Source organism: Cedecea davisae DSM 4568 (assembly GCF_000412335.2).
Taxonomy (GTDB): domain Bacteria; phylum Pseudomonadota; class Gammaproteobacteria; order Enterobacterales; family Enterobacteriaceae; genus Cedecea; species Cedecea davisae.
The window spans coordinates 2,655,270-2,679,996 of the sequence record NZ_KE161030.1 but is presented as its reverse complement, the minus strand read 5'-3'; the positions used below and the strand labels follow the sequence as shown (position 1 = coordinate 2,679,996).

23 protein-coding genes are annotated in these 24,727 nt (G+C 56.8%); 16 read left to right on the top strand and 7 right to left on the bottom strand.

What is annotated here, in order from left to right; all coding sequences use genetic code 11:
- Positions 1-38 precede the first annotated feature (38 nt).
- From HMPREF0201_RS12175 to flhE, 11 genes are all read left to right on the top strand, one after another.
- Positions 39-2,318 (top strand): fimbria/pilus outer membrane usher protein, encoded by a 2,280-nt coding sequence (locus HMPREF0201_RS12175; RefSeq protein ID WP_039899340.1) that lies wholly within the window; start codon positions 39-41, stop codon positions 2,316-2,318.
- A gap of 35 nt (positions 2,319-2,353) precedes the next feature.
- On the top strand, positions 2,354-3,310 hold the full coding sequence (locus tag HMPREF0201_RS12170; RefSeq protein ID WP_016536979.1) for a Csu type fimbrial protein: 957 nt from the start codon (positions 2,354-2,356) through the stop codon (positions 3,308-3,310).
- A 93-nt stretch (positions 3,311-3,403) separates the two neighbouring features.
- On the top strand, positions 3,404-5,068 hold the full coding sequence (gene tar, locus HMPREF0201_RS12165) for a methyl-accepting chemotaxis protein II (protein WP_016536978.1): 1,665 nt from the start codon (positions 3,404-3,406) through the stop codon (positions 5,066-5,068).
- Between the two features lie 42 nt (positions 5,069-5,110).
- Positions 5,111-6,715, top strand: a complete 1,605-nt coding sequence (locus HMPREF0201_RS12160) for a methyl-accepting chemotaxis protein (protein ID WP_016536977.1) — start codon at positions 5,111-5,113, stop codon at positions 6,713-6,715.
- A 19-nt stretch (positions 6,716-6,734) separates the two neighbouring features.
- Positions 6,735-7,601 (top strand): protein-glutamate O-methyltransferase CheR, encoded by an 867-nt coding sequence (gene cheR / locus HMPREF0201_RS12155; protein WP_039898348.1) that lies wholly within the window; start codon positions 6,735-6,737, stop codon positions 7,599-7,601.
- On the top strand, positions 7,598-8,647 hold the full coding sequence (gene cheB / locus HMPREF0201_RS12150) for a protein-glutamate methylesterase/protein glutamine deamidase (protein ID WP_016536975.1): 1,050 nt from the start codon (positions 7,598-7,600) through the stop codon (positions 8,645-8,647). The genes cheR and cheB overlap by 4 nt, the downstream gene beginning before the upstream one ends.
- Before the next feature lie 19 nt (positions 8,648-8,666).
- Positions 8,667-9,056, top strand: a complete 390-nt coding sequence (gene cheY / locus HMPREF0201_RS12145) for a chemotaxis response regulator CheY (protein ID WP_016536974.1) — start codon at positions 8,667-8,669, stop codon at positions 9,054-9,056.
- Positions 9,057-9,066: 10 nt separating this feature from the next.
- The gene (gene cheZ / locus HMPREF0201_RS12140) at positions 9,067-9,717 is read left to right on the top strand and encodes a protein phosphatase CheZ (RefSeq protein WP_055696364.1); all 651 of its coding nucleotides are present in this window, start codon (positions 9,067-9,069) and stop codon (positions 9,715-9,717) included.
- A gap of 144 nt (positions 9,718-9,861) precedes the next feature.
- The gene (flhB, locus tag HMPREF0201_RS12135) at positions 9,862-11,013 is read left to right on the top strand and encodes a flagellar biosynthesis protein FlhB (protein WP_016536972.1); all 1,152 of its coding nucleotides are present in this window, start codon (positions 9,862-9,864) and stop codon (positions 11,011-11,013) included.
- Entirely contained in the window at positions 11,006-13,084 is a 2,079-nt protein-coding gene (gene flhA, locus HMPREF0201_RS12130) for a flagellar biosynthesis protein FlhA (protein WP_016536971.1), read from the top strand. Before flhB ends, flhA begins: the two co-directional genes overlap by 8 nt.
- Positions 13,084-13,479, top strand: a complete 396-nt coding sequence (gene flhE / locus HMPREF0201_RS12125) for a flagellar protein FlhE (RefSeq protein ID WP_016536970.1) — start codon at positions 13,084-13,086, stop codon at positions 13,477-13,479. Before flhA ends, flhE begins: the two co-directional genes overlap by 1 nt.
- Before the next feature lie 68 nt (positions 13,480-13,547).
- On the opposite strand, the gene argS is transcribed toward flhE, so the two are convergent.
- Entirely contained in the window at positions 13,548-15,281 is a 1,734-nt protein-coding gene (gene argS / locus HMPREF0201_RS12120; RefSeq protein ID WP_016536969.1) for an arginine--tRNA ligase, read from the bottom strand.
- 244 nt (positions 15,282-15,525) lie between these two features.
- Between argS and HMPREF0201_RS12115 the strand changes: the two genes are divergently transcribed.
- A complete protein-coding gene (locus HMPREF0201_RS12115; protein WP_016536967.1) occupies positions 15,526-16,092 on the top strand; it encodes a VOC family protein in 567 nt (188 codons plus the stop codon).
- Here HMPREF0201_RS12115 and HMPREF0201_RS12110 read toward each other — a convergent pair.
- The gene (locus HMPREF0201_RS12110; protein ID WP_016536966.1) at positions 16,089-17,228 is read right to left on the bottom strand and encodes a MalY/PatB family protein; all 1,140 of its coding nucleotides are present in this window, start codon (positions 17,226-17,228) and stop codon (positions 16,089-16,091) included. The two genes, HMPREF0201_RS12115 and HMPREF0201_RS12110, sit on opposite strands and share 4 nt — an antisense overlap.
- Before the next feature lie 90 nt (positions 17,229-17,318).
- Between HMPREF0201_RS12110 and cutC the strand changes: the two genes are divergently transcribed.
- Together cutC and HMPREF0201_RS12100 are read left to right on the top strand one after the other, a co-directional pair.
- Complete coding sequence (cutC, locus tag HMPREF0201_RS12105) at positions 17,319-18,065, top strand: copper homeostasis protein CutC (protein WP_016536965.1); 747 nt, start codon at positions 17,319-17,321, stop codon at positions 18,063-18,065.
- 229 nt (positions 18,066-18,294) lie between these two features.
- A complete protein-coding gene (locus tag HMPREF0201_RS12100) occupies positions 18,295-18,573 on the top strand; it encodes a YdgH/BhsA/McbA family protein (RefSeq protein WP_016536963.1) in 279 nt (92 codons plus the stop codon).
- Positions 18,574-18,626: 53 nt separating this feature from the next.
- On the opposite strand, the gene cmoB is transcribed toward HMPREF0201_RS12100, so the two are convergent.
- The 5 genes from cmoB to HMPREF0201_RS12075 form a co-directional block, all read right to left on the bottom strand.
- Entirely contained in the window at positions 18,627-19,598 is a 972-nt protein-coding gene (gene cmoB, locus HMPREF0201_RS12095) for a tRNA 5-methoxyuridine(34)/uridine 5-oxyacetic acid(34) synthase CmoB (protein ID WP_016536962.1), read from the bottom strand.
- Positions 19,595-20,338 carry a carboxy-S-adenosyl-L-methionine synthase CmoA gene (gene cmoA / locus HMPREF0201_RS12090; protein WP_016536961.1) on the bottom strand — a complete coding sequence of 248 codons (744 nt, stop codon included), beginning with the start codon at positions 20,336-20,338 and terminating at the stop codon, positions 19,595-19,597. Before cmoA ends, cmoB begins: the two co-directional genes overlap by 4 nt.
- A gap of 39 nt (positions 20,339-20,377) precedes the next feature.
- Positions 20,378-20,773 carry an MAPEG family protein gene (locus tag HMPREF0201_RS12085; RefSeq protein WP_016536960.1) on the bottom strand — a complete coding sequence of 132 codons (396 nt, stop codon included), beginning with the start codon at positions 20,771-20,773 and terminating at the stop codon, positions 20,378-20,380.
- A 70-nt stretch (positions 20,774-20,843) separates the two neighbouring features.
- The gene (locus HMPREF0201_RS12080) at positions 20,844-21,662 is read right to left on the bottom strand and encodes a DUF72 domain-containing protein (RefSeq protein WP_016536959.1); all 819 of its coding nucleotides are present in this window, start codon (positions 21,660-21,662) and stop codon (positions 20,844-20,846) included.
- Complete coding sequence (locus HMPREF0201_RS12075) at positions 21,659-22,225, bottom strand: hydrolase (protein WP_016536958.1); 567 nt, start codon at positions 22,223-22,225, stop codon at positions 21,659-21,661. Before HMPREF0201_RS12075 ends, HMPREF0201_RS12080 begins: the two co-directional genes overlap by 4 nt.
- 269 nt (positions 22,226-22,494) lie before the next feature.
- On the opposite strand from HMPREF0201_RS12075, the gene aspS reads away from it, so the two are divergent.
- Together aspS and nudB are read left to right on the top strand one after the other, a co-directional pair.
- Entirely contained in the window at positions 22,495-24,267 is a 1,773-nt protein-coding gene (gene aspS, locus HMPREF0201_RS12070) for an aspartate--tRNA ligase (protein WP_039898347.1), read from the top strand.
- Complete coding sequence (gene nudB, locus HMPREF0201_RS12065; protein WP_016536956.1) at positions 24,267-24,710, top strand: dihydroneopterin triphosphate diphosphatase; 444 nt, start codon at positions 24,267-24,269, stop codon at positions 24,708-24,710. The genes aspS and nudB overlap by 1 nt, the downstream gene beginning before the upstream one ends.
- The last annotated feature ends 17 nt before the right edge of the window (positions 24,711-24,727 follow it).

Sequence of the window (24,727 nt, the reverse complement as noted above, 5' to 3'; positions counted from 1 at the left end):
TAAAAATTTTATTGCTTAATGGTTTGGTTATTTCCGGCATGGCAGCAGCACAAAATACCCATAATGACCTACCTCAGAATGCGGCCACTAATAATACAACACAGCCTGTAGGCATTGATTTATATCTCGACACGACGGTGAATGGAAATCCCGTGGGTCTGGTTCATCTTGGCTACGCTGATGGAAAATTATACGGTACCGCTTTGGCTCTGCGGCAGCTGGGTTTTCGCCCGCCGGAAAAAGCTCAACCGCCGTATTATCTGAATGACATCGCTCAAATAACGATCGACTATAACGTGGGACAGCAAACGCTGGCGTTGACCGCGCCGCTGAGCCTGTTAGACCTGAAAACCACCCAGCTTAACTCGTCGGATGTCTCTGCCCCCAGGGCGTCAAACGCCTACGGCGCGTTGTTGAATTATGATATTTACGCCGATACGGGAAAAGAAAGTAACGTTAACACCTTCAGCGAGTTCCGCGCGTTCAATGCGGCGGGCGTGCTGAGTTCCACCCAGTTGACACGTTATTCTACGGAGCAAAATGATAACCAGTCATTTAGCCGCCTGGATACCAGCTGGCGCACTTCCTTTGCCGATAAAATGCTGGCGGTTACCCTGGGGGACACGCTAACCAGTTCGCTCTCATGGTCGCGCCAGACCCGTATCGCCGGGATAAAAATTGGTACCGATTTTGGTCTCAACCCCTATATGCCCACCACGCCGCTGCCTTCGTTCCTGGGTTCAGCAACCCTGCCGTCGGACGTTGAGCTATACGTTAACGGGGTCAAGTATTACAACGGCAACGTGCCTGCGGGCAGTTTCCAGATTAATACGCTGCCGAATATTACCGGGGCGGGTAACGCCCAGGTAATGATGACGGATGCGCTCGGCAGAACCAGCGTGCAGAGCTTCTCCTTTTATAACGATCAGCTTCTGCTCCGGGAAGGGCTGACGGACTGGTCTCTGGAGCTGGGCGTGGTGCGGAAAAATTACGGTTACTCCTCATTTGATTATGCCAGCGAACCCGCAATCAGCGGGACCTGGCGGCGAGGTTTCAGCAACACTCTGACCGCCGGGGGGCATTTTGAAACCAGCGATAGCCTGATTAACGGCGGGCTGAGCAGCGACTGGATCCCGGCAAGCCAGTCGGGAACAATTTCAACCGCGCTGGCCGCCAGCTCGGACTCCGGGGCGAACGGCTATTTATATGGGCTGGGTTACCGCTGGTCCGACGGCCGCTTCAGCTTTAGCTCCAGCGCCACGGCAACCTCCGGAGATTACCGCGATGTTGCCACGCGTTATGGCTCAGCCCCCTCAGCGTTTAGCGGCAGCGCGGTGGTAGGGTATAACTTCGGCGTTGGGGGCAATCTCAGCATGAGTTACCTGCAGTTTCGTTACCCGGAACAAAGCGCCATACGCTACGCCAACGCCACCTGGTTCAAATCCATCACCGATAACGTCTCCCTCAGCGCCAGCTTTAACCAGAACATTGACGACGGCCGCGACCGCAGCGTTTACCTGATGGTGACCGTCAGTACCCGTAATAACCTGACCGCCGGGGCCACCGTTCAGCGCACCGGCGACAAGATGGGGTATCAGCTCAACGCCAGCCAGACTCCGCCATCTGAAGGCGGCGTAGGCTGGAATCTGGCCGCCAGCCAGCAGAGCTCGCAGCAAAGCGGGCAGGGCGAGGTTGGCTACCTGGGGCGCAATGGTCGGGTTTATACCGGCTACCGCAGTATTCCTGATAATAACTACGGCTACGCCGGGGCGACGGGATCTGTTGTGATGATGGGCGGCGGCATCTTCGCCGCGCGGGAGATCAATAACGGGTTTGCCGTTGTCTCTACCGATGGGATCCCGAATGTACCGGTCAAATTGCAGAATAACCTTGTGGGAAACAGCGACGGTAACGGACTGTTGCTGGTGACGCCGCTGAACAGTTATCAAAACAACCTGATCAGCATCGACCCCATGAACCTGCCCGCCAGCATGCGTATTCGTAATGTTAATCTCAACGCCACGCCTGCCGACCGCTCCGGCACGCTGGTTAGTTTTGATATTAAGCCGGTGCGTGCCGCGCTGGTGATCCTTGTCGATGCGAAAGGCAACGCCATCGGAGAAGGTAGCCCCGTCAGATCGATGGCGGGAGCCGGGCAGGACACGGTGGTGGGCTTTGATGGTCAGGCCTACTTTGATGCCCTTGAACTGCGCAATCAGCTCAGAGTGACCACCGACAGCGGCATTTGTATCGCCGAATTTGATTACCCCGAAAACCAGAAAAGCGTACCGAATATCGGGCCGATAGTGTGCCGCTAGCGAATCTGTGGCCTTTTGATACAGGAGTTTCCCGCATGAGATTAAAACAACTTTTGCTGCTGGCGGTGCTCTTGCTGTCCCCGGGAATTAGCCACGCGGTGGTGTGTTCGGTGAGCAATGTGCAGACGGTAAACTTTGGCACCGTCAATCCGCTGGCGACGGCTACGCCCAATACCTCGATGACGTTTGATTACAGCTGTTCCAAGCAATTAGGCGACCTGCTGGCCGGGGTGACGCTCTGTTTCAACATTGATGGTGCCGGGGTGGGGAACCATAAAATGTCTTTTGCCGGGCCGCCTGCCAGTACGCTGAGCTATGAGCTTTACCAGGGAACCGTCAGTGGAGGGGCGTGGGGCAGCCAGTTTCAGACGGGGACGACCTTCCCGATGGTGCAGCTAAATTTGCTTAACCTGACGCCCGTCACCGGAAGCCTGACGGTCTACGGGCAAATGACGCTTCCGCAAACTTCAGCTGCACCGGGGAGCTATCAGGACATTTACACCAGCGGAATGGCGACGGTCACGCTTAATACCGGCCTGCTGGCTCCCCCCGCTGGCTGTGGGACATCTGTCGCAACAAACTTTCCCTTTAATGTGATAGCGGCCGTCAGCAAGCAGTGCAATATCAGCTATGCCAATAACGTGAGCTTCGGGGCAGTCGCCGCAATGCAAAGCAATCTGGCTTCGAGCAACACCATCGGCGTTGCCTGTACCAATGGCACGACCTATACGATTGGGCTTTCCCCTTCGAATAACAACACGGGGGGCACCGGGGTACTAAAAGGGACAGGGGCTAACACCGACCAGGTGCCTTACCAGCTAAGGCAGGCTTCGGGGACATCGGGCGCCGTCTGGGGGAATACGGCCTTGAACAATCGGTCCAGCACGGGCACGGGCGTCGCGCAGCAGTACCCGGTCTATGTCACTATCCCAAGCACTAACTACATCCCCGATGATTACGCCGATACGGTGACCATCACCGTGACCTACTAGCGCGCCCAATCGGCCAATTTCCCTGTGACTTAACGTAAAGTTCCCGCGGTACGTGCCGATAACCTCGGGAACAAGTCGTTAAAAGGGCGTCGTATGTTAAACCGTATTCGCGTGGTCACCATGCTGATGATGGTGCTTGTGGTGTTCGCGCTGCTGCAAATCATTTCCGGTGGTATGTTCTTTAATTCCTTAAAAAACAATAATGACAACTTTAAAGTTTCCCGCGAATTACGGGTTCAGCAGGCCGAGTTAAATCAGGCGTGGGTCCTGATGCTGCATACGCGCATCAACCTTAGCCGCTCCGCCGCACGTATGATGATGGACCCGACGAATAGCCAAAGCGCGGCGAAAACGGATCTGCTGAACAACGCCAAAAAATCTTTGCTGAACGCCGAGCAGCACTACAACAACTTTAAACAAGTTGCGCCGATTTCCGACGAAATGAACGCCGTCGTCAAAGATATTGACGGCGATTACCTGGCCTATCACCAGGCGCTGGCGGAATTAATTGGCTATCTCGAAAGCGGCAATATGGACGCCTATTTCGGCCAGTCCACCCAGGGGATGCAGAATGCGCTGGAGAAAGCGTATGACGGCTATCTGGCTCTGAACGACCGGATGTATGAAGCCTCTTATGTGGACAGCCGCGCCGGGTACACCTTTGCCATCTGGCAGCTTGGTGTTCTGGCCTTAGCCCTGGCTGCGGTTATCCTGCTGGTTTGGTTCGGGATGCGCCATGTGTTACTCAGGCCGCTGAACGTGGTGATTAACCATATCCGCGAGATTGCTTCCGGCAACCTGACGGAAAACATTGCCGTGGTCGGTAAAAACGAGCTGAGCCAGCTCGCGTCCAGCGTCCAGCATATGCAGCGGGAATTAATTAACACCGTGAGCCGGGTGCGCGAAGGGTCGGACGCTATTTATAGCGGCACCAGCGAAATCGCAGCCGGCAACAACGATCTCTCTTCCCGTACCGAACAGCAGGCTGCCTCTCTTGAAGAAACTGCCGCCAGCATGGAGCAGTTGACCGCCACGGTTAAACAGAACGCCGAAAACGCTCGTCAGGCTTCTCAACTGGCGCTTAACGCTTCCGAAACCGCCCAGCGCGGCGGAAAAGTGGTAGATGGCGTGGTCAAGACCATGCACGACATCGCCGGTTCTTCAAAGAAAATCGCCGACATTATTAGCGTGATCGACGGTATTGCCTTCCAGACAAACATCCTTGCGCTGAACGCCGCCGTTGAGGCCGCACGCGCCGGAGAGCAGGGGCGCGGCTTTGCCGTGGTAGCAGGCGAAGTGCGTAACCTGGCAAGCCGCAGCGCCCAGGCGGCAAAAGAGATTAAGTCCCTGATTGAAGATTCCGTCTCGCGCGTGGATACCGGCTCGGTGCTGGTTGAAAGCGCGGGGGAAACCATGAGCGACATCGTGAACGCGGTTACGCGGGTCACCGACATCATGGGTGAAATAGCCTCTGCATCCGATGAGCAAAGCCGTGGTATAGACCAGGTCGCGCTGGCGGTGTCGGAGATGGACAAAGTGACGCAGCAGAACGCCTCGCTGGTGGAAGAGTCTGCTGCTGCGGCCGCCGCGCTGGAGGAGCAGGCCAGCCGCCTGACTCAGTCGGTTGCGACGTTCCGTTTGCAAGGGAATGCGGGTAGTAAAAAGCCTGCGGCGGCGGCGGTAACGCCAGGCCCCGTGGTTCACACCCCGCGTACTCCGGCCAGGGCCGGTGATGACGATAACTGGGAAACTTTCTGATTAGATGAATACCGGCCTGCTGGCCGGTAGAGGGAAGCTTTGATGTTAAACCGTATCCGAGTCTCGACCACTCTTTTCCTGATTGTGATTATCTGCGGCGTGCTGCAGATTGGCAGTAATGGTTTGTCTTTCTGGGCTTTTCGTGATGATTTTCAGAACCTTAAAATGGTCGAGGTCAGTAATCAGCAGCGCGATACGTTAACCCAAAGCCGCGCGGCGCTGCTGGCCGCCAGCAATGCTTTAAACCGCGCCGGAACGCTTACGGCTCTGAGCTATCCGGCGGAAGATATCAAGCGCCTGATGGCTAATGCCCGCGGCAGCCTGACCCAGGCGGATCTGCTGTTTAATCAGTTCCTCGAGACCCCGCATAAAAGCGGCGAGGGCGAGCAGATGATGGCCTCCACGAAGCAGAGCTATAGCGCTTTCCGTGACGATTTACAGCATCAGGCGACCTGGCTCGAAAACAACCAGCTCTCCGACTTTATGAGCGCCCCGGTGCAGAAATCGCAGGACGTTTTTGACGCTAACTTCAACGCCTGGCAGCAGAGTATTAATCAGATTGTGGCTACCGCCAGCGGCGACAGCCAGAAAAATTACCATATCTCGGCGGTCATTTTCTTTACGGTCACGATTATTGCCGTGGTGCTGATGCTTGGCTCCCTGGCCTGGTCCCGCAAGATGATTGTTCAGCCGCTGGCGATTGTACGCAGCCACTTTGAGAGCATTGCCGCGGGGGATCTGGCGAAGCCGATTGCGGTCTATGGCCGCAACGAGATCTCTGAAATCTTTGCCAGCCTGAAAAATATGCAGTCCTCATTAAAAGAGACGGTAAGCCAGGTTCGCGGCGGTACCAGCGCCATGCACTCCGGTATTGAGGAGATTGCCGCAGGGAATAACGACCTCTCCGCCCGTACCGAGCAGCAGGCGGCCTCGCTGGCCGAAACCGCTGCCAGCATGGAGCAGTTGACCGCAACCGTGGGCCAGAACGCGGATAACGCGCGCCAGGCGGCACAGCTCTCACGCAGCGCGGCAGATACCGCTAAGCAGGGCGGGCAGCAGGCTGCAAATGTTGCCAATACCATGCGTGATATCGCCGGTAGCTCGCAAAAAATTAGCGATATCACCAGCGTTATCGACGGCATTGCCTTCCAGACCAATATCCTGGCGCTTAACGCGGCGGTGGAAGCTGCCCGTGCCGGTGAGCAGGGGCGAGGTTTTGCGGTGGTAGCGGGCGAGGTTCGCAATCTTGCCAGCCGCAGCGCGCAGGCGGCAAAAGAGATAAAAGTATTAATTGAAGAGTCCGTTGACCGGGTACAGCAGGGTTCCAGGCTGGTAGATACCGCCGCCACGACCATGGCCGAGATTGTTCGCTCGGTAACCCAGGTTAACGACATTATGGGTGAGATTGCCTCCGCTTCTGACGAGCAGCGTCGCGGAATCGAGCAGGTCGCCCAGGCCGTCAGCCAGATGGATCAGGTGACTCAGCAAAACGCCGCGCTGGTGGAAGAAGCCGCCGGTGCCACCGATGCGCTGGCAAGTCAGGCCGAATATCTCTCCGGAGTGGTCGCCGTGTTTAAGTTAAACGGCAGCGAACCGCCGCATTCCAGCGGTGAATTTGTTCCTTCCGGAGTGCTGGTTACATCGTGATCGTAATTAAGAAGGCGCTATGACATCACCAACGCCCCTTGGGCAACAGTCATTAATGTTACAGATGACACAGCGTCTGCCGCTATCCGACACGCATTTTCGTCGGATATGCCAGTTAATCTATCAGCGCGCGGGAATTGTGCTGGCCGACCATAAACGGGACATGGTTTATAACCGTCTGGTACGCCGCCTGCGTCTGCTGGGGCTGGATGATTTTGGACGTTATTTAGGCATGCTGGAGGCTAACTCCAGCAGCGCCGAGTGGCAGGCGTTTATCAACTCGCTGACCACTAACCTGACCGCTTTTTTCCGGGAAGGGCACCATTTCCCGATTCTGGCGGAGCACGCACGCAAGCACTCCGGCGAATACAAAGTCTGGAGCGCGGCGGCATCCACCGGGGAGGAGCCATACTCCATCGCCATTACCCTGGCGGATGTTTTAGGCTCGGGCGCCGGACGCTGGAAGGTGTTTGCCAGCGACATCGACACTCAGGTGCTGGAAAAAGCCCGGAGCGGAGTCTACCGCCAGGAGGAGCTTAAAACGCTTTCCCCGGTACAGATGCAGCGCTATTTCATGCGCGGAACCGGGCCGCACGACGGGCTGGTGCGGGTGCGCAGCGAACTGGCAAACCATATTGATTTTGCGCCGATCAACCTGCTGGATAAGCAGGCGCCGGTGCCGGGGCCGTTTGACGCGATCTTTTGTCGAAATGTGATGATTTATTTCGACAAACCCACGCAGCAGGCCATTTTGCAGCGCTTCGTCCCGCTGCTGAAACCCGGAGGATTACTGTTTGCCGGGCATTCGGAGAACTTCAGTAACCTCAGCCGCGACTTCTGGCTGCGTGGCCAGACGGTTTACGGGCTGAGTAAGGAAAGAACATGACGAAAATACGTGTCTTATCGGTCGATGACTCTGCGCTAATGCGGCAGATAATGACGGAAATTATCAACAGTCATAGCGATATGGAAATGGTGGCGACCGCGCCGGATCCTCTGGTGGCCCGCGATCTGATTAAGAAGTTCAATCCGGACGTATTAACGTTGGATGTCGAAATGCCGCGCATGGACGGCCTCGACTTCCTCGAAAAACTGATGCGCCTGCGGCCGATGCCGGTAGTGATGGTTTCCTCGCTGACCGGAAAAGGGTCGGAGGTGACGCTGCGCGCGCTGGAACTGGGCGCCATTGATTTCGTCACCAAGCCGCAGTTGGGCATCCGCGAAGGCATGCTGGCCTACAGCGAAATGATAGCCGAGAAGGTGCGTACGGCGGCGAGAGCAAAACTGGCTGCGCGTGCGCCAGCGGCTGCCCCGGCTACCCTGAAAGCGGGGCCGTTGCTGAGCTCTGAGAAGCTGATTGCCATTGGGGCCTCCACCGGCGGCACCGAGGCGATTCGCCATGTGCTACAGCCGCTGCCGCTTTCCAGCCCGGCGCTGCTGATAACCCAGCATATGCCGCCCGGCTTTACGCGCTCATTCGCCGAGCGCCTGAATAAGCTGTGTCAGATTAGCGTGAAAGAGGCAGAAGACGGCGAACGAGTGCTGCCGGGGCATGCCTACATTGCGCCGGGTGATAAGCATATGGAGCTGTCGCGAAGCGGTGCGAACTATCAAATCAAATTACATGACGGCCCACCAGTGAACCGGCACCGCCCGGCAGTGGATGTGCTGTTCCATTCGGTGGCGAAGTACGCGGGGCGTAATGCCGTCGGCGTTATCCTCACCGGGATGGGTAATGACGGTGCCGCCGGGATGCTGGCGATGCACCAGGCAGGGGCGTGGACCATCGCCCAAAACGAAGCAAGTTGTGTGGTGTTCGGCATGCCGCGTGAGGCCATCAATTCCGGTGGCGTCAGCGAAGTGGTCGATTTAAGCCAGGTTAGCCAGCAAATGCTGGCGAAAATTAGTGCCGGACAGGCAATACGTATTTAACTGAAGGAGCCCGGATTTTATGGCGGACAAAGAACTTAAGTTTCTGGTCGTAGACGACTTTTCAACTATGCGCCGCATCGTGCGTAACCTGCTTAAAGAGCTGGGTTTTAACAACGTTGAAGAAGCCGAAGACGGCGTAGATGCGCTGAACAAACTCCAGGCTGGCGGCTTCGGGTTTGTTATTTCTGACTGGAACATGCCGAACATGGACGGCCTGGAACTGCTGAAAACCATCCGCGCCGACGGGGCGATGTCAGCTCTGCCGGTTCTGATGGTCACGGCGGAAGCCAAGAAAGAGAACATCATTGCGGCAGCACAGGCCGGGGCGAGTGGTTACGTAGTTAAGCCATTTACCGCGGCAACCCTGGAAGAGAAACTGGGCAAAATTTTCGAAAAGCTCGGCATGTAAGGAGGCGCAAATGCACTCATCAACAAACCCGGCAACAGAGATACACGAGCATTCACCGACCGATATTATCGCTCGTATCGGCAGTCTGACTCGTATGCTGCGCGACAGCCTGCGTGAATTGGGCCTGGATCAGGCGATTGCCGAAGCAGCAGAAGCTATCCCTGATGCCCGTGACCGTCTGGACTATGTGGTGCAAATGACCGCCCAGGCCGCAGAGCGCGCCCTGAACTGCGTGGAGCTGTCTCAGCCTCACCAGAACCAGATGGAGAGTGAAGCAAAGGCGCTGAGCGGCCGCTGGGATGCATGGTTTGAAAACCCAATCGAGCTGAAAGATGCCCGTGAGCTGGTAACCGATACCCGCAGCTATCTGTCGGAGGTGCCGGGACACACCAGCTTCACCAACGCCCAACTGCTGGAAATCATGATGGCGCAGGATTTCCAGGACCTTACCGGTCAGGTTATTAAGCGCATGATGGATGTTATCCAGGAGATTGAACGCCAGCTATTGATGGTGCTGCTGGAGAACATGCCGGAGCCGGACGCGCGCGCCAAACGCGTGAACGAAGGCCTGCTTAACGGTCCTCAGCTTGACGCCAGCGCCGCAGGCGTGGTGGCAAGCCAGGACCAGGTCGATGATTTACTGGACAGCTTAGGCTTCTAATCGACACCACCGCCTTTCCCGCGTGCGCGGGGGAGGCGGTTTCTTAACGTCAAAATAAACGTACAAAAACGTTTGTAATTCCTCTATTAGCCCAACCGTGCTCTGGCATGCTGTCCTTGAAATTGCGGCCACGAGACTGTTGCGGTGTCTGAAGATAGCGATCAGGAAAAAACAGAAGCCCCCACGGCCCACCGACTAGAAAAGGCGCGTGAAGAGGGGCAGATCCCGCGTTCCCGAGAATTGACCTCACTGCTGATGTTGCTGGTGGGCTTGTGCATTATCTGGATGGGCGGCGCGTCGCTGGGGCGCATGCTGGGCGCGATGCTGTCCGACGGCCTGCACTTTGATCATAAAATCATTAACGATCCCAGCCTGATAGTGAACCAGATTAGCCACCTGATAAAACTGGCGGTGATGGCGTTGCTGCCGCTGATTTCCGGGCTGGTGATTGTGGCGATTGCCGCGCCGATGCTGCTCGGCGGCGTGAATTTCAGCGGTAAATCAATCAAATTCAATCTCGGCAAGCTGAACCCGATTGCCGGGCTAAAGCGCATGTTCTCGATGCAGACCGCAGCCGAGCTGCTCAAGGCGCTGCTGAAAGCCATTTTGGTGGGCTGCGTGGCCGCCTGGTATTTGTGGCATAACTGGCCGGCGATGATGCGTTTGATGAGCGAGTCCCCGGTGACGGCGCTTGCTAATGCGCTGAACATGGTCGCGCTGTGCGCCCTGCTGGTGATTCTGGGGCTGATCCCGATGGTCGGGTTTGACGTCTTCTTCCAGATCTACAGCCATATTAAAAAGCTGCGTATGACCCGTCAGGATATTCGTGACGAATATAAGCAGAACGAAGGCGACCCGCATATTAAAGGGCGTATTCGTCAGCAGCAGCGAGCGATTGCGCGTCGCCGCATGATGGCGGACGTGCCGAAGGCCGACGTTATCGTCACCAACCCGACCCACTATGCGGTGGCCTTGCAGTACGACGAAAACAAAATGAGCGCGCCGAAGGTGCTGGCCAAAGGAGCCGGACTGATAGCGCTGCGCATTAGAGAAATTGGTAATGAAAACCGCATTCCGACTCTGGAAGCGCCTCCTCTGGCCCGTGCGCTTTACCGCCACGCCGAAATTGGCCAGCAGATCCCCGGCCAGCTTTACTCTGCCGTGGCGGAAGTGCTGGCCTGGGTCTGGCAGCTCAGGCGCTGGCGCGTGGCGGGCGGTTTAATTCCGAAGAAACCTGAAAATCTGCCGGTGCCTGAGGCGCTGGACTTTGCAAACGAGAAGGACTCCGATGGCTAATCTGGCTGCGATGTTGCGCCTGCCGGGCAACATGAAATCTGGGCAATGGCAGATCCTTGCCGGGCCGGTACTGATCCTGCTGATTCTGTCGATGATGGTGCTGCCGCTGCCGCCGTTTGTCCTCGATCTGCTGTTCACCTTTAACATTGCGCTGTCGATAATGGTGCTGCTGGTGGCGATGTTCACCCAGCGCACGCTGGACTTCGCCGCGTTTCCTACCATTTTGCTGTTCACCACCTTGCTGCGCCTGGCGCTGAACGTCGCCTCCACCCGTATTATCCTGCTTGACGGCCACACCGGCGCGGCGGCGGCGGGGAAGGTGGTTGAAGCGTTTGGCCACTTCCTGGTTGGCGGGAACTTTGCCATCGGGATCGTGGTGTTTATCATCCTGGTTATCATCAACTTTATGGTTATTACCAAGGGTGCCGGACGTATCGCCGAAGTGGGCGCGCGTTTTGTGCTGGACGGGATGCCGGGCAAGCAGATGGCTATCGACGCCGACCTGAATGCCGGGATTATTGGCGAAGAGGAAGCTAAAAAACGCCGTTCGGAAGTGACTCAGGAAGCCGACTTCTACGGCTCGATGGACGGTGCGAGTAAATTCGTGCGCGGCGACGCCGTTGCCGGTCTCATTATTATGGTTATCAACGTGGTGGGCGGCCTGATGGTCGGCGTTATCCAGCACGATATGGCGATGGGAGCGGCGGCGCAGAGCTATACGCTGTTGACCATCGGCGACGGCCTGGTTGCCCAGATCCCCGCGCTGGTTATCTCAACCGCCGCGGGCGTTATCGTTACCCGCGTAGCCACCGACCAGGACGTTGGCGAGCAGATGGTCACCCAGCTGTTCAACAACCCGCGCGTTATGCTGCTTTCGGCTGGCGTACTCGGCCTGCTCGGCATGGTGCCGGGAATGCCAAACTTTGTCTTCCTGCTGTTTACCGCAGCGCTGCTGGGACTTGCCTGGTGGATGCGTGGCCGCCAGATGGAAGCGCCAGCCGCGCCTCAGCCGGTGAAATTACCTGAAAATACTCAGGCGGTTGAGGCAACATGGAATGACGTTCAGCTCGAAGATCCGCTGGGTATGGAAGTGGGCTACCGCCTGATCCCGATGGTGGATTTCCAGCAGGACGGTGAATTGCTGGGCCGCATCCGCAGTATTCGTAAAAAATTCGCTCAGGAGATGGGCTTCCTGCCGCCTGTGGTACACATTCGCGACAATATGGACCTGCCTCCGGCGCGTTATCGCATCCTGATGAAGGGCGTTGAAATTGGCAGCGGTGACGCTTACCCTGGCCGCTGGCTGGCGATTAACCCCGGCACCGCAGCGGGCACATTGCCGGGTGAGGCAACCATCGATCCGGCCTTTGGTCTCGCGGCTATCTGGATTGAAAGCGCGCTGAAAGAGCAGGCGCAGATCCAGGGCTTCACCGTGGTGGAAGCCAGTACCGTGGTGGCAACGCACCTTAATCACCTGATTGGGCAATTTGCTCCCGAGCTGTTTGGCCGCCAGGAAGCGCAGCAGTTGCTGGACCGCGTGACGCAGGAAATGCCGAAGCTTACCGAAGATCTTATTCCTGCGGTGGTGACCTTAACCACGCTGCATAAGGTGCTGCAAAATCTGCTGGAAGAGAAGGTGCCGATCCGCGATATGCGCACCATTCTTGAAACGCTGGCCGAGCATGCGCCGATCCAAAACGATCCGCATGAATTGACCGCCGTGGTGCGCGTGGCGCTGGGCCGCGCTATTACCCAGCAATGGTTCCCGGGCACCGGCGAAGTGCAGGTTATTGGCCTCGATGCTTCCCTTGAGCGCCTCCTGTTGCAGGCCTTGCAGGGCGGCGGCGGGCTGGAGCCGGGCCTTGCTGACCGCCTGCTTGAGCAGTCTCAGGAAGCTTTACAGCGCCAGGAGATGATGGGCGCGCCGCCTGTGCTGCTGGTGAACCACGCGCTGCGTCCGCTGCTTGCCCGCTTCCTGCGCCGCACGCTGCCGCAGCTTGTTGTGCTGTCGAGCCTTGAGCTGTCCGACAACCGCAATATCCGCATGACTTCAACGATTGGAGCGAAATAATGCGCGCTTTATTTTTAATGATGTTCATTCCCTTCGGCGCGCTGGCGCTGGGCGACGGTGCCTGGCAGGGTAGCGGAGTTGGGGTAACGCTGGATCATCGCGGCGTGGCCGCCTCTTCGCAGCCGCTGGCTCCGCCGCAGCCGGTCAGCGGCAGAATGTCGCTGATTGCCTGGACCTACGTACTGGATGGCCCGACGCCCGCCGGACTGACGGTAAAACTGTGCTCGCAAACGAACTGTACTTCTATTGACGGGCAGAGCGGCACGACCCGCGGGCTGACCAATACCGATGCCAATGAGCCTCTGCGCTTTGTCTGGGAGGTGCCGGGAGGCGGTTCTATGTATCCGCCGCTGCGGGTTCGCAGTAATCAGGTCATCGTTAACTACACGCGTTAAAACAAAAAAGCCCGGTCCAAAATGACCGGGCTTTTTTTATCCAGGCCCGCAGAGTGCAGGCCGGTCGATTACATACGTTCTACGGTTTCGATACCCAGGGTATCCAGACCCAGTTTCAGGGTTTTCGCCGTCAGCAGCGCCAGCTTCAGGCGGCTGTTGCGGGTTGCTTCGTCGGCAGCGCTGAGGATCGGGCAGTGCTCGTAGAAGCCGGAGAACAGGCCAGCTACGTCGTAAAGATAGGCGCACATAACATGCGGCGTACCGTCGCGTGCGACCACGTTCAGCGTCTCTTCGAACTGCAACAGGCGTGCAGCCAGCTGCGCTTCGCGCGCTTCGGCAAGCACCACTTTGGCTTTCAGCAACTCGGCCTCTTCGATATCCGCTTTGCGGAACACGGAGAGCACGCGGGTATAGGCGTACTGCATATATGGCGCGGTATTGCCTTCAAACGCCAGCATGTTGTCCCAGTCAAAGATGTAGTCGGTGGTGCGGCTCTTGGAGAGGTCGGCGTATTTGACCGCGCCGATGCCAACCGCTTTCGCCAGGTTTTCCAGCTCGTCGGCAGGCATGTCCGGGTTTTTCTCCGCGACCAGGCTGCGGGCGCGTTCCATCGCTTCATCAAGCAGGTCGGTCAGTTTTACCGTACCGCCTGAGCGGGTTTTGAACGGCTTGCCGTCTTTGCCCAGCATCATGCCGAACATCTGGTGTTCCAGCGTGACCGACTCAGGAACGTAACCTGCTTTACGCACGATGGTCCAGGCCTGCATCAGGTGCTGGTGCTGGCGGGAGTCGATGAAATACAGCACGCGGTCGGCGTGCAGGGTTTCGTAGCGGTATTTTGCACAGGCGATATCGGTGGTGGTGTAAAGGTAGCCGCCATCTTTCTTCTGGATGATAACGCCCATCGGGTCGCCGTCTTTGTTCTTGAACTCGTCAAGGAACACCACGGTTGCGCCTTCGCTTTCTACCGCCAGCCCTTTGGCTTTGAGGTCGGCAACAATGCCCGGCAGCATCGGGTTGTACAGGCTTTCACCCATCACGTCGTCGCGGGTCAGGGTAACGTTAAGGCGGTTATAGGTTTGCTGGTTCTGGGTCATGGTGATATCGACCAGCTTGCGCCACATCTCGCGGCAGTATTCGTCGCCGCCCTGGAGTTTTACCACGTAGGCGCGGGCGCGTTCGGCAAAAGCTTCGTCTTCGTCGTAGTGCTTCTTGGCGGCACGGTAAAACTCTTCAAGGTCCGCCAGGGCCATTTCGCCTGCGTTTTCCTGCTGCTGTTTCTCGAGGAACGCAATCAGCATGCCGAACTGGGTGCCCCAGTCGCCGACGTGGTTAGCGCGAATAACTTTATGGCCGAGGAATTCCAGGGTACGCACCGCTGCGTCACCGATAATGGTGGAGCGGATGTGGCCGACGTGCATCTCTTTGGCAACGTTCGGTGCGGAATAGTCCACGACGATGGTCTGTGGCTTAGCCACAGCAACGCCAACGCGCTCGGAAGCAACCGCTTCGTCAACGCTTTTCGCCAGGAATTCCGGCTCAAGGAAGATGTTGATAAAGCCCGGGCCTGCAATCTCAACTTTGCTGGCAATGCCGGTCAGGTCGAGGTTAGCGATGACCTTCTCTGCAACTTGTCGTGGCGGCATGCCCAGGGTTTTAGCGACGGACATCACACCGTTGGCCTGATAGTCGCCGAACTGAACTTTTGCCGACTGACGAACCTGCGGCTCGCAGTCCGCTGGCGCGCCTGCAGCAATCAGTGCCTGACTGACTTTTTCTGAGAGAAGAGACTGAATATTCACCGGGATACCTTACAATTTGTACTGGGCCGCCGCGCACTGGGCCGCCTCTAAATGGGGAAAGAAACAGGGCGAGAGTATAACGTTATTTGCCGCCCGACGTCAGCAAAAGCCTTGCCTGCCGCCTTTGCAATTATTATCGACGGTACAGTGAATAACCATTCACGCATTCCCGGCGCTTTTGGGGTGTTGGTTAGCGGCCGGGAACGCGGTAGATTACGCGCTTTCTAAAGATGAGGAATGCAGCATGGCAAACTGGCAGGCGGTTGATGAACTGCATGATATTTCGGCAGATCTGCCGCGCTTTACGAAAGCGTTAACAGAACTTGCCACCCGACTCGGGCTGGAGATCGCACCCCTTGAGGCCGATCACATTTCTTTGCGCTGCCACCAGAACGCGACCGCCGAACGCTGGCGCGCTGGCCTGGAAAAATGCGGCACGCTGCTGAGTGAGAATATCATTAACGGCAGGCCAATCTGCCTGTACAAATTAGACCAGCCGGTGTGCGTGGAGCACTGGCGCTTTACGGTGGTTGAGCTGCCGTGGCCGGGTGAAAAACGCTACCCGCATGAAGGCTGGGAGCATATTGAGATTGTGCTGCCGGGCGAGCCTGCAACGCTTAACGCGCGGGCGCTGGATTTGCTGTCCGACGCCGGGCTGCGTGAAACGGGGATCTCGGTCAAAACCAGTTCGCCAAAAGGCGAGCGCGAGCGGCTGCCGAACCCAACACTTGCGGTCACCGACGGCAAAGTGACCATCAAATTCCATCCGTGGAGCATCGAGCAGATCGTGGCCAGCGAGCAGGCCGACTAGCGGTTTGCTGTCGCCTTTTGAATGCGCTCGATAGCCTCATCAAGCAGGGCGGACGTACAGCCGAAGTTGATGCGCACAAACTGCGGCTCGCCAAAGTCAGCGCCGGGAGAAAAGCCCAGCCCGGCGTCCAGGAAGAATTGCGCCGGGTTATCTACGGCAAGCCCGCTGGCATCTACCCAGCCCAGGTAGGTCGCTTCGGGCGCGTGCATTATCAAGCCCGGCATGGCGCTGATGGCGGCGGCCAGCTTGTCGCGGTTCGCTCTCAGATAAGCCCGCAACTCCCGCAACCACGCTTCGCCGTCTTGCCACGCGGCTGCGGCTGCCGTCAGCGCCAGAACATCAACTTCCGGCACCATTCCTGCTCTCTCTGCCCTGAATCTGCGGCGCAGCTCGGCGTTGGGAATCACCGCAACCGATGCGCCAAGCCCGGCAATATTGAACGTCTTAGATGGCGAAATCAGCGTGATGGAGCGCTGCGCCGCATCCTCGCTTAAGGTAGCAAACGGAATATGCTGTACGCCGGGCTCCAGCAATAAATCGCAGTGGATTTCATCTGAGCAAACGACCAGATCGTGCCGCTGGGCAAAAGCCAGATGCTGTTTCAGCTCTTCGCGCCGGTAAACCGTGCCGCCGGGATTTTGCGGGTTGCAAAGCATCAGTAATTTCTCGCCGCCCGTCATGCTGGCTTCTGATGCATCAAAGTCGACAATCCAGCGTTTTTCTTTCAGCCTGAGCGGGGCATTAAGCTGCCGGCGTTGAGCGTAAGCGGAAGAGTGACGAAACGGCGGGTAGATCGGCGTGGGGGCAATTGTTGATTCGGCTGCTGAGGTGAAAGCGCGAACGCATAAATTGAGGCCGGTTACCACGCCCGGCAGGAAAACCAGCCATTCCGGTTTGACCTGCCATTGGTAGAGACTTGCAACTCTTTGGGTCACAACTTCGGCAAGTTCATGCGGGCGACCGCCGTAGCCAAACACGCCGTGCTCAACCCGCGTGCGGAGCGCTTCAAGGATACAAGGGGGCGAGCGAAAATCCATATCTGCGACCCACATAGGCAGCACATTCTCAGAAAATTTATTCCATTTCGAACTGTCGCTGTGACGCCTGTCGATCCATTCATCAAAATTGAATGCCATAGTACGCTACCTTTTTGTGAACCTGTTTTCAGATTATCATTCCTGGTCAGGTACACAACCGGCAGGCTGCAGGATTTTAAGGAGTAATCAATGGCTTTGCTTGAAATATGTTGTTATGGAATAGATTGTGCGGTGACTGCAGAACAGGCCGGAGCGGACAGAATTGAACTCTGCTCGGCGCCCAAAGAGGGAGGCCTTACGCCTTCTGCTGGTCTACTGCGCGAGGTGAGGCGGAAAGTTTCGATTCCCGTGCACCCAATTATTCGCCCGCGCGGCGGGGACTTTTGTTATACCGACGGCGAATTTGCCACCATGCTGGAAGACATCGCCTTTGTGCGCGACCTGGGCTTTCCGGGGCTGGTGATTGGTATGCTGGATGAAGACGGCAATATAGATTTACCGCGCATGGAGCAGGTTATGCAGGCCGCGGCGGGAATGGCGGTCACTTTCCATCGTGCTTTCGATATGTGTCATCACCCGCTGCTGGCGCTGGAGCAGCTGGCCGATTTGGGCGTGGCAAGAATACTGACTTCCGGGCAGCAGCAAACTGCCGAAACGGGAATCTCGCTTCTTCGGGAACTAAAACAGCATTCCCGTGCTCCAATTATCATGGCCGGTGCTGGCGTGCGTCTCAGCAACCTGAACAAGTTCGTTGAAAACGGGGTTGAAGAGCTTCACAGCTCGGCAGGGCGCTCGGTTCCATCCCCGATGCGTTACCGTAAAGCGGGCGTTTCTATGAGCGCCGACGCCGAGGCCGATGAGTTTAATCGCTACTGCGTGGATGCAGATGTAGTAGCGGCAATGAAAAACGCTCTGGCGGCAAACGAGCCGCGCTGAGCAGAAGGTTTCTACCGCGCATCATGTCGCCCAATATGATGCTTGCTCGTACCAGGCCCCGGCGGATTGCGCGGGGCTTTTTTTATTTTGTAACGGGTGAAGCGTTATGTAACCTTTCCATCACTTTCTCCACACATTGTTTAACTTCGTTTTCCAGCAACTTACGTTCCAAAACGCTCAATTGTGAATAATCCTCTCCGACAACTATCAACGTTAGAGGGATTTAAAAATGAAAAAATTAACAGCAACTGTGATTCTGGCTCTGTCTTCCGTTTTCGCCTCCGCCGCTTTTGCCGCGCCGTTGCCTGAACTCATCAATAGCGGTTCCGTAAACCAGGATCGCATCGGCGTGGTTTCAGTCAGCGGCGTGCCGGGAAGCACCGACGACGCCATCAACCAGCTGAGAGAAAAAGCGCAGAAAATTGGCGGAAGTAAAATTCAAATCGTAGGGTTGGGGACGCCGGGTGACTCCAGCCTGTGGAGCGGAACGGCTCAGGTTTACCGCTAAACTTTAGAGAAGATAAAAAACCGGCGTTAAGCGCCGGTTTTTTTATTAGCCTGTTATGGCTTACGCGCCACCAGCACGGCGCGCAGTGGGGCAGGGTAGCCTTCGATAGTTTTACCGCTGTCGTTCGGGTCGAGGAAGTCGCCCAATGACTCGGTTATCATCCACGAGGTACGGCGCTGCTCTTCCTGGGTCGTAAGGCTGTGGTCAACAATTTTCACGTCAACAAAACCGCATTTCTCAAGCCAGTTTTTCAGCGCCAGAGCGGACGGAATATAATAAACGTTACGCATCTGGGCATAACGCTCGCCCGGCACCAGCACGGTATTCTCATCGCCTTCAACCACTAAGGTTTCCAGCACCAGTTCCCCCTCTTTGACCAGCTGGTTTTTCAACTGCCAGAGGTGATCCAGCGGGGAACGGCGGTGATAAAGCACGCCCATGGAAAACACGGTATCAAAAGCGTTCAGCTCGGGAAGCTGCTCAATGCCGAGCGGCAGAACGTGGGCGCGCTGATCGTTACCCAACAGCTTACGCACCGCTTCAAACTGGCAGATAAACAACTGCATAGGATCGATACCGACTGCCAGGTGTGCGCCCGCGCCTATCATGCGCCACAGGTGATAGCCGCTGCCGCAGCCTACGTCGAGAATGGTTCTGCCCGCCAGCGGGGAGATGTGCGGCAGCACGCGATCCCATTTCAGGTCAGAGCGCCATTCCGTGTCGATATCCACGCCGTACAGGGAATACGGGCCTTTACGCCACGGCATCAGGTTACGCAGCAGTTTTTCAATGCCGAGTTTTTGCCCTTCGCTCAGGGGCGCAGCCGCTTCGGCGGTCACGCTATGCAGCAGGTCAAGACGGTGCGGGGTCATTTCCGGCAGGTAGTTAACCGTGTTGTACCAGTGCTTGAACTGGCCGTGCAGGGACTCGCGCTGCCAGCTGGCTATCTGAGCCGGCAGCGTTTCCAGCCACGGTGCCAGATGGTTTTTGGCGATAAGCTGATAAAAATTACCAAAATCAATCATGCTGCTTCTCCGGATTTGACGGCGACCAGAGAGCCAAAGTTAAAGCACTGGAACCAAAGTTCGGCGTGTTCAAAGCCCGCTTGTTTAAGTCGTTTTTTATGGGTTTCCACCGAGTCGGTGAGCATAACGTTTTCCAGCATGCTGCGCTTCTGGCTGATTTCCAGCTCGCTGTAGCCGTTGGCACGTTTAAAGTCGTGGTGCATGTTAAACAGCAGCTCGCCTACTTCCGCGTCTTCAAAACTGAATTTTTCCGACAGCACCAGCGCGCCTCCCGGCTTCAGGCCCTGCCAGATTTTATTCAGCAGCAGCTGGCGGTCGTCAGGCTCGAGGAATTGCAGCGTAAAGTTAAGCACCACCATCGAGGCGTTTTCGATAGCAATATTGCGAATATCGCCTTCAATGACGTCGACCGGAGTCTGGGCTTTAAAAGCGTCCAGATGGCGACGGCAGCGTTCAACCATCGCCGGGGAGTTATCTACGGCGATAATTTTGCAGCTATCGTGATGGATATTGCGACGCACGGATAATGTTGCCGCCCCCAGCGAGCAGCCGAGGTCATAAACCTGGCTATGCGGCTGCACAAAGCGCTCTGCCAGCATGCCTATCATAGAAATGATATTGGAGTAACCTGGCACCGAGCGCTGGATCATATCGGGGAACACTTCGGCTACCCGCTCATCAAAGGTCCAGTCGCCCAGTTTGGCAATCGGGGCGGAAAACAGCGTATCGCGGTCAGACATAACGTTAAATCCGGAAATTCGAAAGGGGCGTATTTTGCGTTAATGGAGCGAGAAAACCAACTCCCACGGCATATACCATAAGTTGGCCAGCACCATCAGCAGCAGCGAACACCAGGTCGCGCCCATGCCGGAGCGACGCCAGCGAATCAGGCGGTGGTGATATCCATAAGCGTGCAGCAGGCGTCCCGCCAGCAGCATGATGCCGCAAAGGTGCACCATCCATGTTTCAGCGCCGTCCATTTCCATGAGCAAAAGCAGCAGCAGGGCGATGGGAATATACTCTACGGCGTTGCCGTGAATACGAATCACGCTCTGGAGTTCGCTGAAACCTCCGTCACCGTAAGAGACGCGGTATAGCGTGCGCAGGCGAACGACGTCGAACGAAAACTTTATTAAAAGCAAAGCAGCCAGCACCGCGTAAAGCGCGCTTACCATATTAACTCCATGTCGAAACAGTTACGGCTCCCGCTATGATAGCTCGCAACCGTGGTGCTGTCGCTAGTGCTCAGAAAAGTGTGTTTTGTTGAGGAATGGCCGGAGGTGGCCCAAGATCGGGGAAAGCCTGCCGCAGCGCGGGCCAGAGCGTATGAACCAGTTCAGGGGCCTGTGCGATGTCCGGGGTATGCAAAAACAGATATGGCGTGGTGTTAGCTGCCCATTCAGGCAGTTTTTTTAGCCAGACGTCAAACAGCGCGGCGTTTTGCTCCATATTGTCGCTGCCGATAAAGCGCACCAGCGGGTTCGCGGCGGTAACCACGGCATGAACCGGTACTTTGGGCTTTTTTCTCTGCGCTTCGCGTACGGCTTCGCTGTGTGGAGTCGCGCTATGTACCGGGCGGCTGTCGAGAATTGCGCGGTTAACTTTACGCTCATGCAGCCCGCGGTTTAGCGCCTGCTCGTCGGCCCCTTTGCTGAAAAACAGCGGGTGGCGCACTTCAACGCCGTAGGTAAAGCTGGACGGTAAAGCGTCGAGAAAATTCCATAGCGCGGGCAAATCGCCTGGGCCAAAGGTTGCCGGGAGCTGAAGCCAGTATTGCCCGATGCGATTTTCCAGCGGCGACATGCGCTCTAAAAACTCGGCGGTTAAATCGCCGCAGTGGAGCAGGGCGGCATTATGGGAAATGGTGGCGGGAAATTTAAAACAGAAACGAAAATTATCGTCCGTCATTTCCCGCCAGCGCTGCACGCTTTCTGCTTTTGGCAGCGCGTACAGCGTAGTATTGCCCTCCACGCAGTTGAAATGACGGGCGTAATCCTCAAGCGAGGTTATGCCGAGGCGATTCCATTTGGCGTGCTGCCACTGCGGGAGGCCGATATAAATCATAACGCGGCGATGATTTCGTCGGTGCTGCGAACACGAGAGATGCGCGGGAAGATAAACTTCAGGCTGTGGTTGTGCTGCTCGGCGCTGGACGCGCTGCAGGCATCTTCCGCCAGTACCAGCGAGAAGCCCATTTCCCACGCGTTGCGCGCGGTGGACTCAACGCCGATGTTGGTTGAAATCCCGCACAGTACAATGGTGTCGATGCCGCGGCGGCGAAGCTGTAGCTCAAGATCGGTACCGTAGAACGCGCCCCACTGGCGTTTAGTGACTTCCAGATCGCTCTCTTTTTTGCCCAGCGCGGTTGGGTAATCCCACCAGTTCGCGGGTAAGCTATTGCCCGGAGGCGCCGCATCAACCGGCTGTTTCAGGGCTTCGCCATAGTCGGCAGACCAGCCAACGCGGACCATAACCACCGGCGAGCCGTTAGCGCGGAATTTGTCAGCAAGGCGCGCAGCGCGAGCCACAACGTCGTCGGCGCTGTGCGGCCCACCGGCAAACGGCAGAATGCCGTCCTGCAAATCAATCACTACCAGGGCAGTGCGGGATGCGTTGAGTTCTGTCATTGTGACTCCGGTTCAGATAGAGGGTTGAGGGGCAATACCTTACGCTGGAAGCCAGGTTGCTGAGTTTACAAATTTTGTTAATTTTTGTGAGAATCTGCAATACCGGCGCTTCGATTCGCGCCAGTCGGCGGTTTCGGGGTTATCGCCAGCCATTATTTCCAGTATAATAGCCCCCTTTTTTCATCCAGTTGTGACAGTCGAAATAGCTGCCACCAAAGCGCCTGCCGTCGCAGGTGGCGGGTCGCGTGCAGCTAATTAAGGGATATCTCATGCGTACAGTATATTGCGGGCAGCTCAATCAATCCCATGTGGGACAGCAAGTAACGCTTAGTGGGTGGGTCAATCGTCGCCGTGACCTCGGCAGCCTTATCTTTATCGATATGCGCGATCGTGAAGGCATCGTGCAGGTGTTCTTCGACCCGGACCGTCAGGAAGCGTTCCAGCTCGCCTCTGAACTGCGTAATGAGTTCTGTATTCAGGTCGTCGGCACCGTCCGCGCTCGCGATGAGCGTAACGTAAATAAAGATATGGCTACCGGTGAAGTTGAAGTTTTCGCCACCGAATTGACCATCATCAACCGTTCAGACGTGCTGCCGCTGGACTCCAACCACGTTAACACCGAAGAAGCGCGTCTCAAGTACCGCTATCTGGACCTGCGTCGTCCGGAAATGGCACAGCGCCTGAAAACCCGCGCGAAAGTGACCAGCTTCGTGCGTCGCTTTATGGACGATCACGGCTTCCTCGACATCGAAACCCCGATGCTGACCAAAGCGACCCCGGAAGGCGCGCGTGACTATCTGGTGCCTTCTCGCGTACATAAAGGCAAATTCTACGCGCTGCCGCAGTCTCCTCAGCTGTTCAAACAGCTGCTGATGATGTCCGGCTTTGACCGCTATTATCAGATTGTGAAGTGCTTCCGCGATGAAGACCTGCGCGCCGACCGCCAGCCTGAATTTACCCAGATCGACGTAGAAACTTCCTTTATGACCGCGCCGCAGGTTCGCGAAGTAATGGAAAAACTGGTTCGTGAGCTGTGGGTGAATATCAAAGGCGTTGAGCTGGGCGACTTCCCGGTAATGACCTTTGCCGAAGCCGAGCGTCGTTACGGTTCCGACAAGCCCGATCTGCGCAACCCGCTGGAGCTGGTGGACGTTGCTGACCTGGTGAAAGACGTTGAGTTTAAAGTGTTCTCCGGCCCGGCCAATGACGCAAAAGGCCGCGTTGCCGCGCTGCGCGTGCCGGGTGGCGCACAAATCAGCCGTAAACAGATTGACGACTACGGCAAGTTCATCGAAATTTACGGCGCTCGCGGTCTGGCCTACATCAAGGTTAATGAGCGCGCTAAAGGTATCGAAGGTATCACCAGCCCGGTGGCTAAATTCCTGAATGCGGAAATCGTGGAAGCGATTCTGGCGCGTACCGGCGCAGCCGACGGCGATATGATTTTCTTCGGCGCGGACAGCAAGAAAGTGGTTGCCGATGCGCTGGGCGCTCTGCGTCTGAAAATCGGTAAAGATTTGCAGTTAACCGAAGAAGCCAAATGGGCGCCGCTTTGGGTCGTGGACTTCCCGATGTTTGAAGACAACGGCGAAGGTGGCCTCACCGCAATGCACCACCCGTTCACCGCGCCGAAAGACATGACGCCGGAAGAACTGGCGGCGCAGCCGGAAACCGCGATTGCTAACGCCTACGACATGGTGATCAACGGTTACGAAGTGGGCGGCGGTTCCGTACGTATCCACAGCGGCCAGATGCAGCAAACCGTGTTTGGCATTCTGGGGATTAACGAGCAGGAACAGCGCGAGAAGTTCGGCTTCCTGCTGGATGCCCTGAAGTACGGCACGCCGCCGCACGCGGGCCTGGCGTTCGGTCTGGACCGTCTGACCATGCTGTTGACCGGCACCGACAACATCCGTGATGTTATCGCCTTCCCGAAAACCACGGCTGCGGCCTGCCTGATGACCGAAGCACCAAGCTTCGCGAACCCGGCATCTCTTGCCGAGCTGGGCATTGAAGTGGTTAAAAAGGCAGAGAAAAACTGATGACCTATAAGCGTCCCGTTTCGGTTCTGGTAGTGATATTCGCGCAGGACACCAAACGGGTGCTGATGTTACAGCGGCGCGACGATCCTGAATTCTGGCAGTCGGTTACCGGCAGCCTGGAGGAGGGGGAAAGCGCGCTGCATGCCGCCCAGCGCGAAGTAATGGAAGAAGTCGCTATCGACGTGGTCGAAGAGCCGCTCCCTTTAGTTGACTGCCAGCGCTGCGTGGAGTTTGAGATATTTACTCATTTGCGTCATCGCTATGCGCCGGGGATAACGCGCAATACCGAATCCTGGTTCTGTCTTGCGCTGCCTCATGAACGCCAGATTACCATTACGGAACATCTGGCCTGGAAATGGGTACCCGCCGAAGAGGCGGCCCTGATGACCAAGTCATGGAGCAACCGGCAGGCGATTGAAGAGTTTGTAATTGATGCCGCCTGATACAGGCGCTTTTGGAG

What these genes read in the sequence shown, in the direction of transcription:
- HMPREF0201_RS12115 (WP_016536967.1), top strand. Translation starts at nt 15,526, where the DNA reads ATGGCAAACTGGCAGGCGGTTGATGAACTGCATGATATTTCGGCAGAT.
- flhA (WP_016536971.1), top strand. Translation starts at nt 11,006, where the DNA reads ATGGCTAATCTGGCTGCGATGTTGCGCCTGCCGGGCAACATGAAATCT.
- cheZ (WP_055696364.1), top strand. Translation starts at nt 9,067, where the DNA reads ATGCACTCATCAACAAACCCGGCAACAGAGATACACGAGCATTCACCG.
- cheB (WP_016536975.1), top strand. Translation starts at nt 7,598, where the DNA reads ATGACGAAAATACGTGTCTTATCGGTCGATGACTCTGCGCTAATGCGG.
- cheR (WP_039898348.1), top strand. Translation starts at nt 6,735, where the DNA reads ATGACATCACCAACGCCCCTTGGGCAACAGTCATTAATGTTACAGATG.
- cheY (WP_016536974.1), top strand. Translation starts at nt 8,667, where the DNA reads ATGGCGGACAAAGAACTTAAGTTTCTGGTCGTAGACGACTTTTCAACT.
- HMPREF0201_RS12075 (WP_016536958.1), bottom strand. Translation starts at nt 22,225, where the DNA reads ATGACAGAACTCAACGCATCCCGCACTGCCCTGGTAGTGATTGATTTG.
- cutC (WP_016536965.1), top strand. Translation starts at nt 17,319, where the DNA reads ATGGCTTTGCTTGAAATATGTTGTTATGGAATAGATTGTGCGGTGACT.
- HMPREF0201_RS12160 (WP_016536977.1), top strand. Translation starts at nt 5,111, where the DNA reads ATGTTAAACCGTATCCGAGTCTCGACCACTCTTTTCCTGATTGTGATT.
- HMPREF0201_RS12110 (WP_016536966.1), bottom strand. Translation starts at nt 17,228, where the DNA reads ATGGCATTCAATTTTGATGAATGGATCGACAGGCGTCACAGCGACAGT.
- flhE (WP_016536970.1), top strand. Translation starts at nt 13,084, where the DNA reads ATGCGCGCTTTATTTTTAATGATGTTCATTCCCTTCGGCGCGCTGGCG.
- HMPREF0201_RS12085 (WP_016536960.1), bottom strand. Translation starts at nt 20,773, where the DNA reads ATGGTAAGCGCGCTTTACGCGGTGCTGGCTGCTTTGCTTTTAATAAAG.
- cmoA (WP_016536961.1), bottom strand. Translation starts at nt 20,338, where the DNA reads ATGTCTGACCGCGATACGCTGTTTTCCGCCCCGATTGCCAAACTGGGC.
- nudB (WP_016536956.1), top strand. Translation starts at nt 24,267, where the DNA reads ATGACCTATAAGCGTCCCGTTTCGGTTCTGGTAGTGATATTCGCGCAG.
- aspS (WP_039898347.1), top strand. Translation starts at nt 22,495, where the DNA reads ATGCGTACAGTATATTGCGGGCAGCTCAATCAATCCCATGTGGGACAG.
- HMPREF0201_RS12170 (WP_016536979.1), top strand. Translation starts at nt 2,354, where the DNA reads ATGAGATTAAAACAACTTTTGCTGCTGGCGGTGCTCTTGCTGTCCCCG.
- HMPREF0201_RS12100 (WP_016536963.1), top strand. Translation starts at nt 18,295, where the DNA reads ATGAAAAAATTAACAGCAACTGTGATTCTGGCTCTGTCTTCCGTTTTC.
- HMPREF0201_RS12080 (WP_016536959.1), bottom strand. Translation starts at nt 21,662, where the DNA reads ATGATTTATATCGGCCTCCCGCAGTGGCAGCACGCCAAATGGAATCGC.
- cmoB (WP_016536962.1), bottom strand. Translation starts at nt 19,598, where the DNA reads ATGATTGATTTTGGTAATTTTTATCAGCTTATCGCCAAAAACCATCTG.
- tar (WP_016536978.1), top strand. Translation starts at nt 3,404, where the DNA reads ATGTTAAACCGTATTCGCGTGGTCACCATGCTGATGATGGTGCTTGTG.
- HMPREF0201_RS12175 (WP_039899340.1), top strand. Translation starts at nt 39, where the DNA reads ATGGCAGCAGCACAAAATACCCATAATGACCTACCTCAGAATGCGGCC.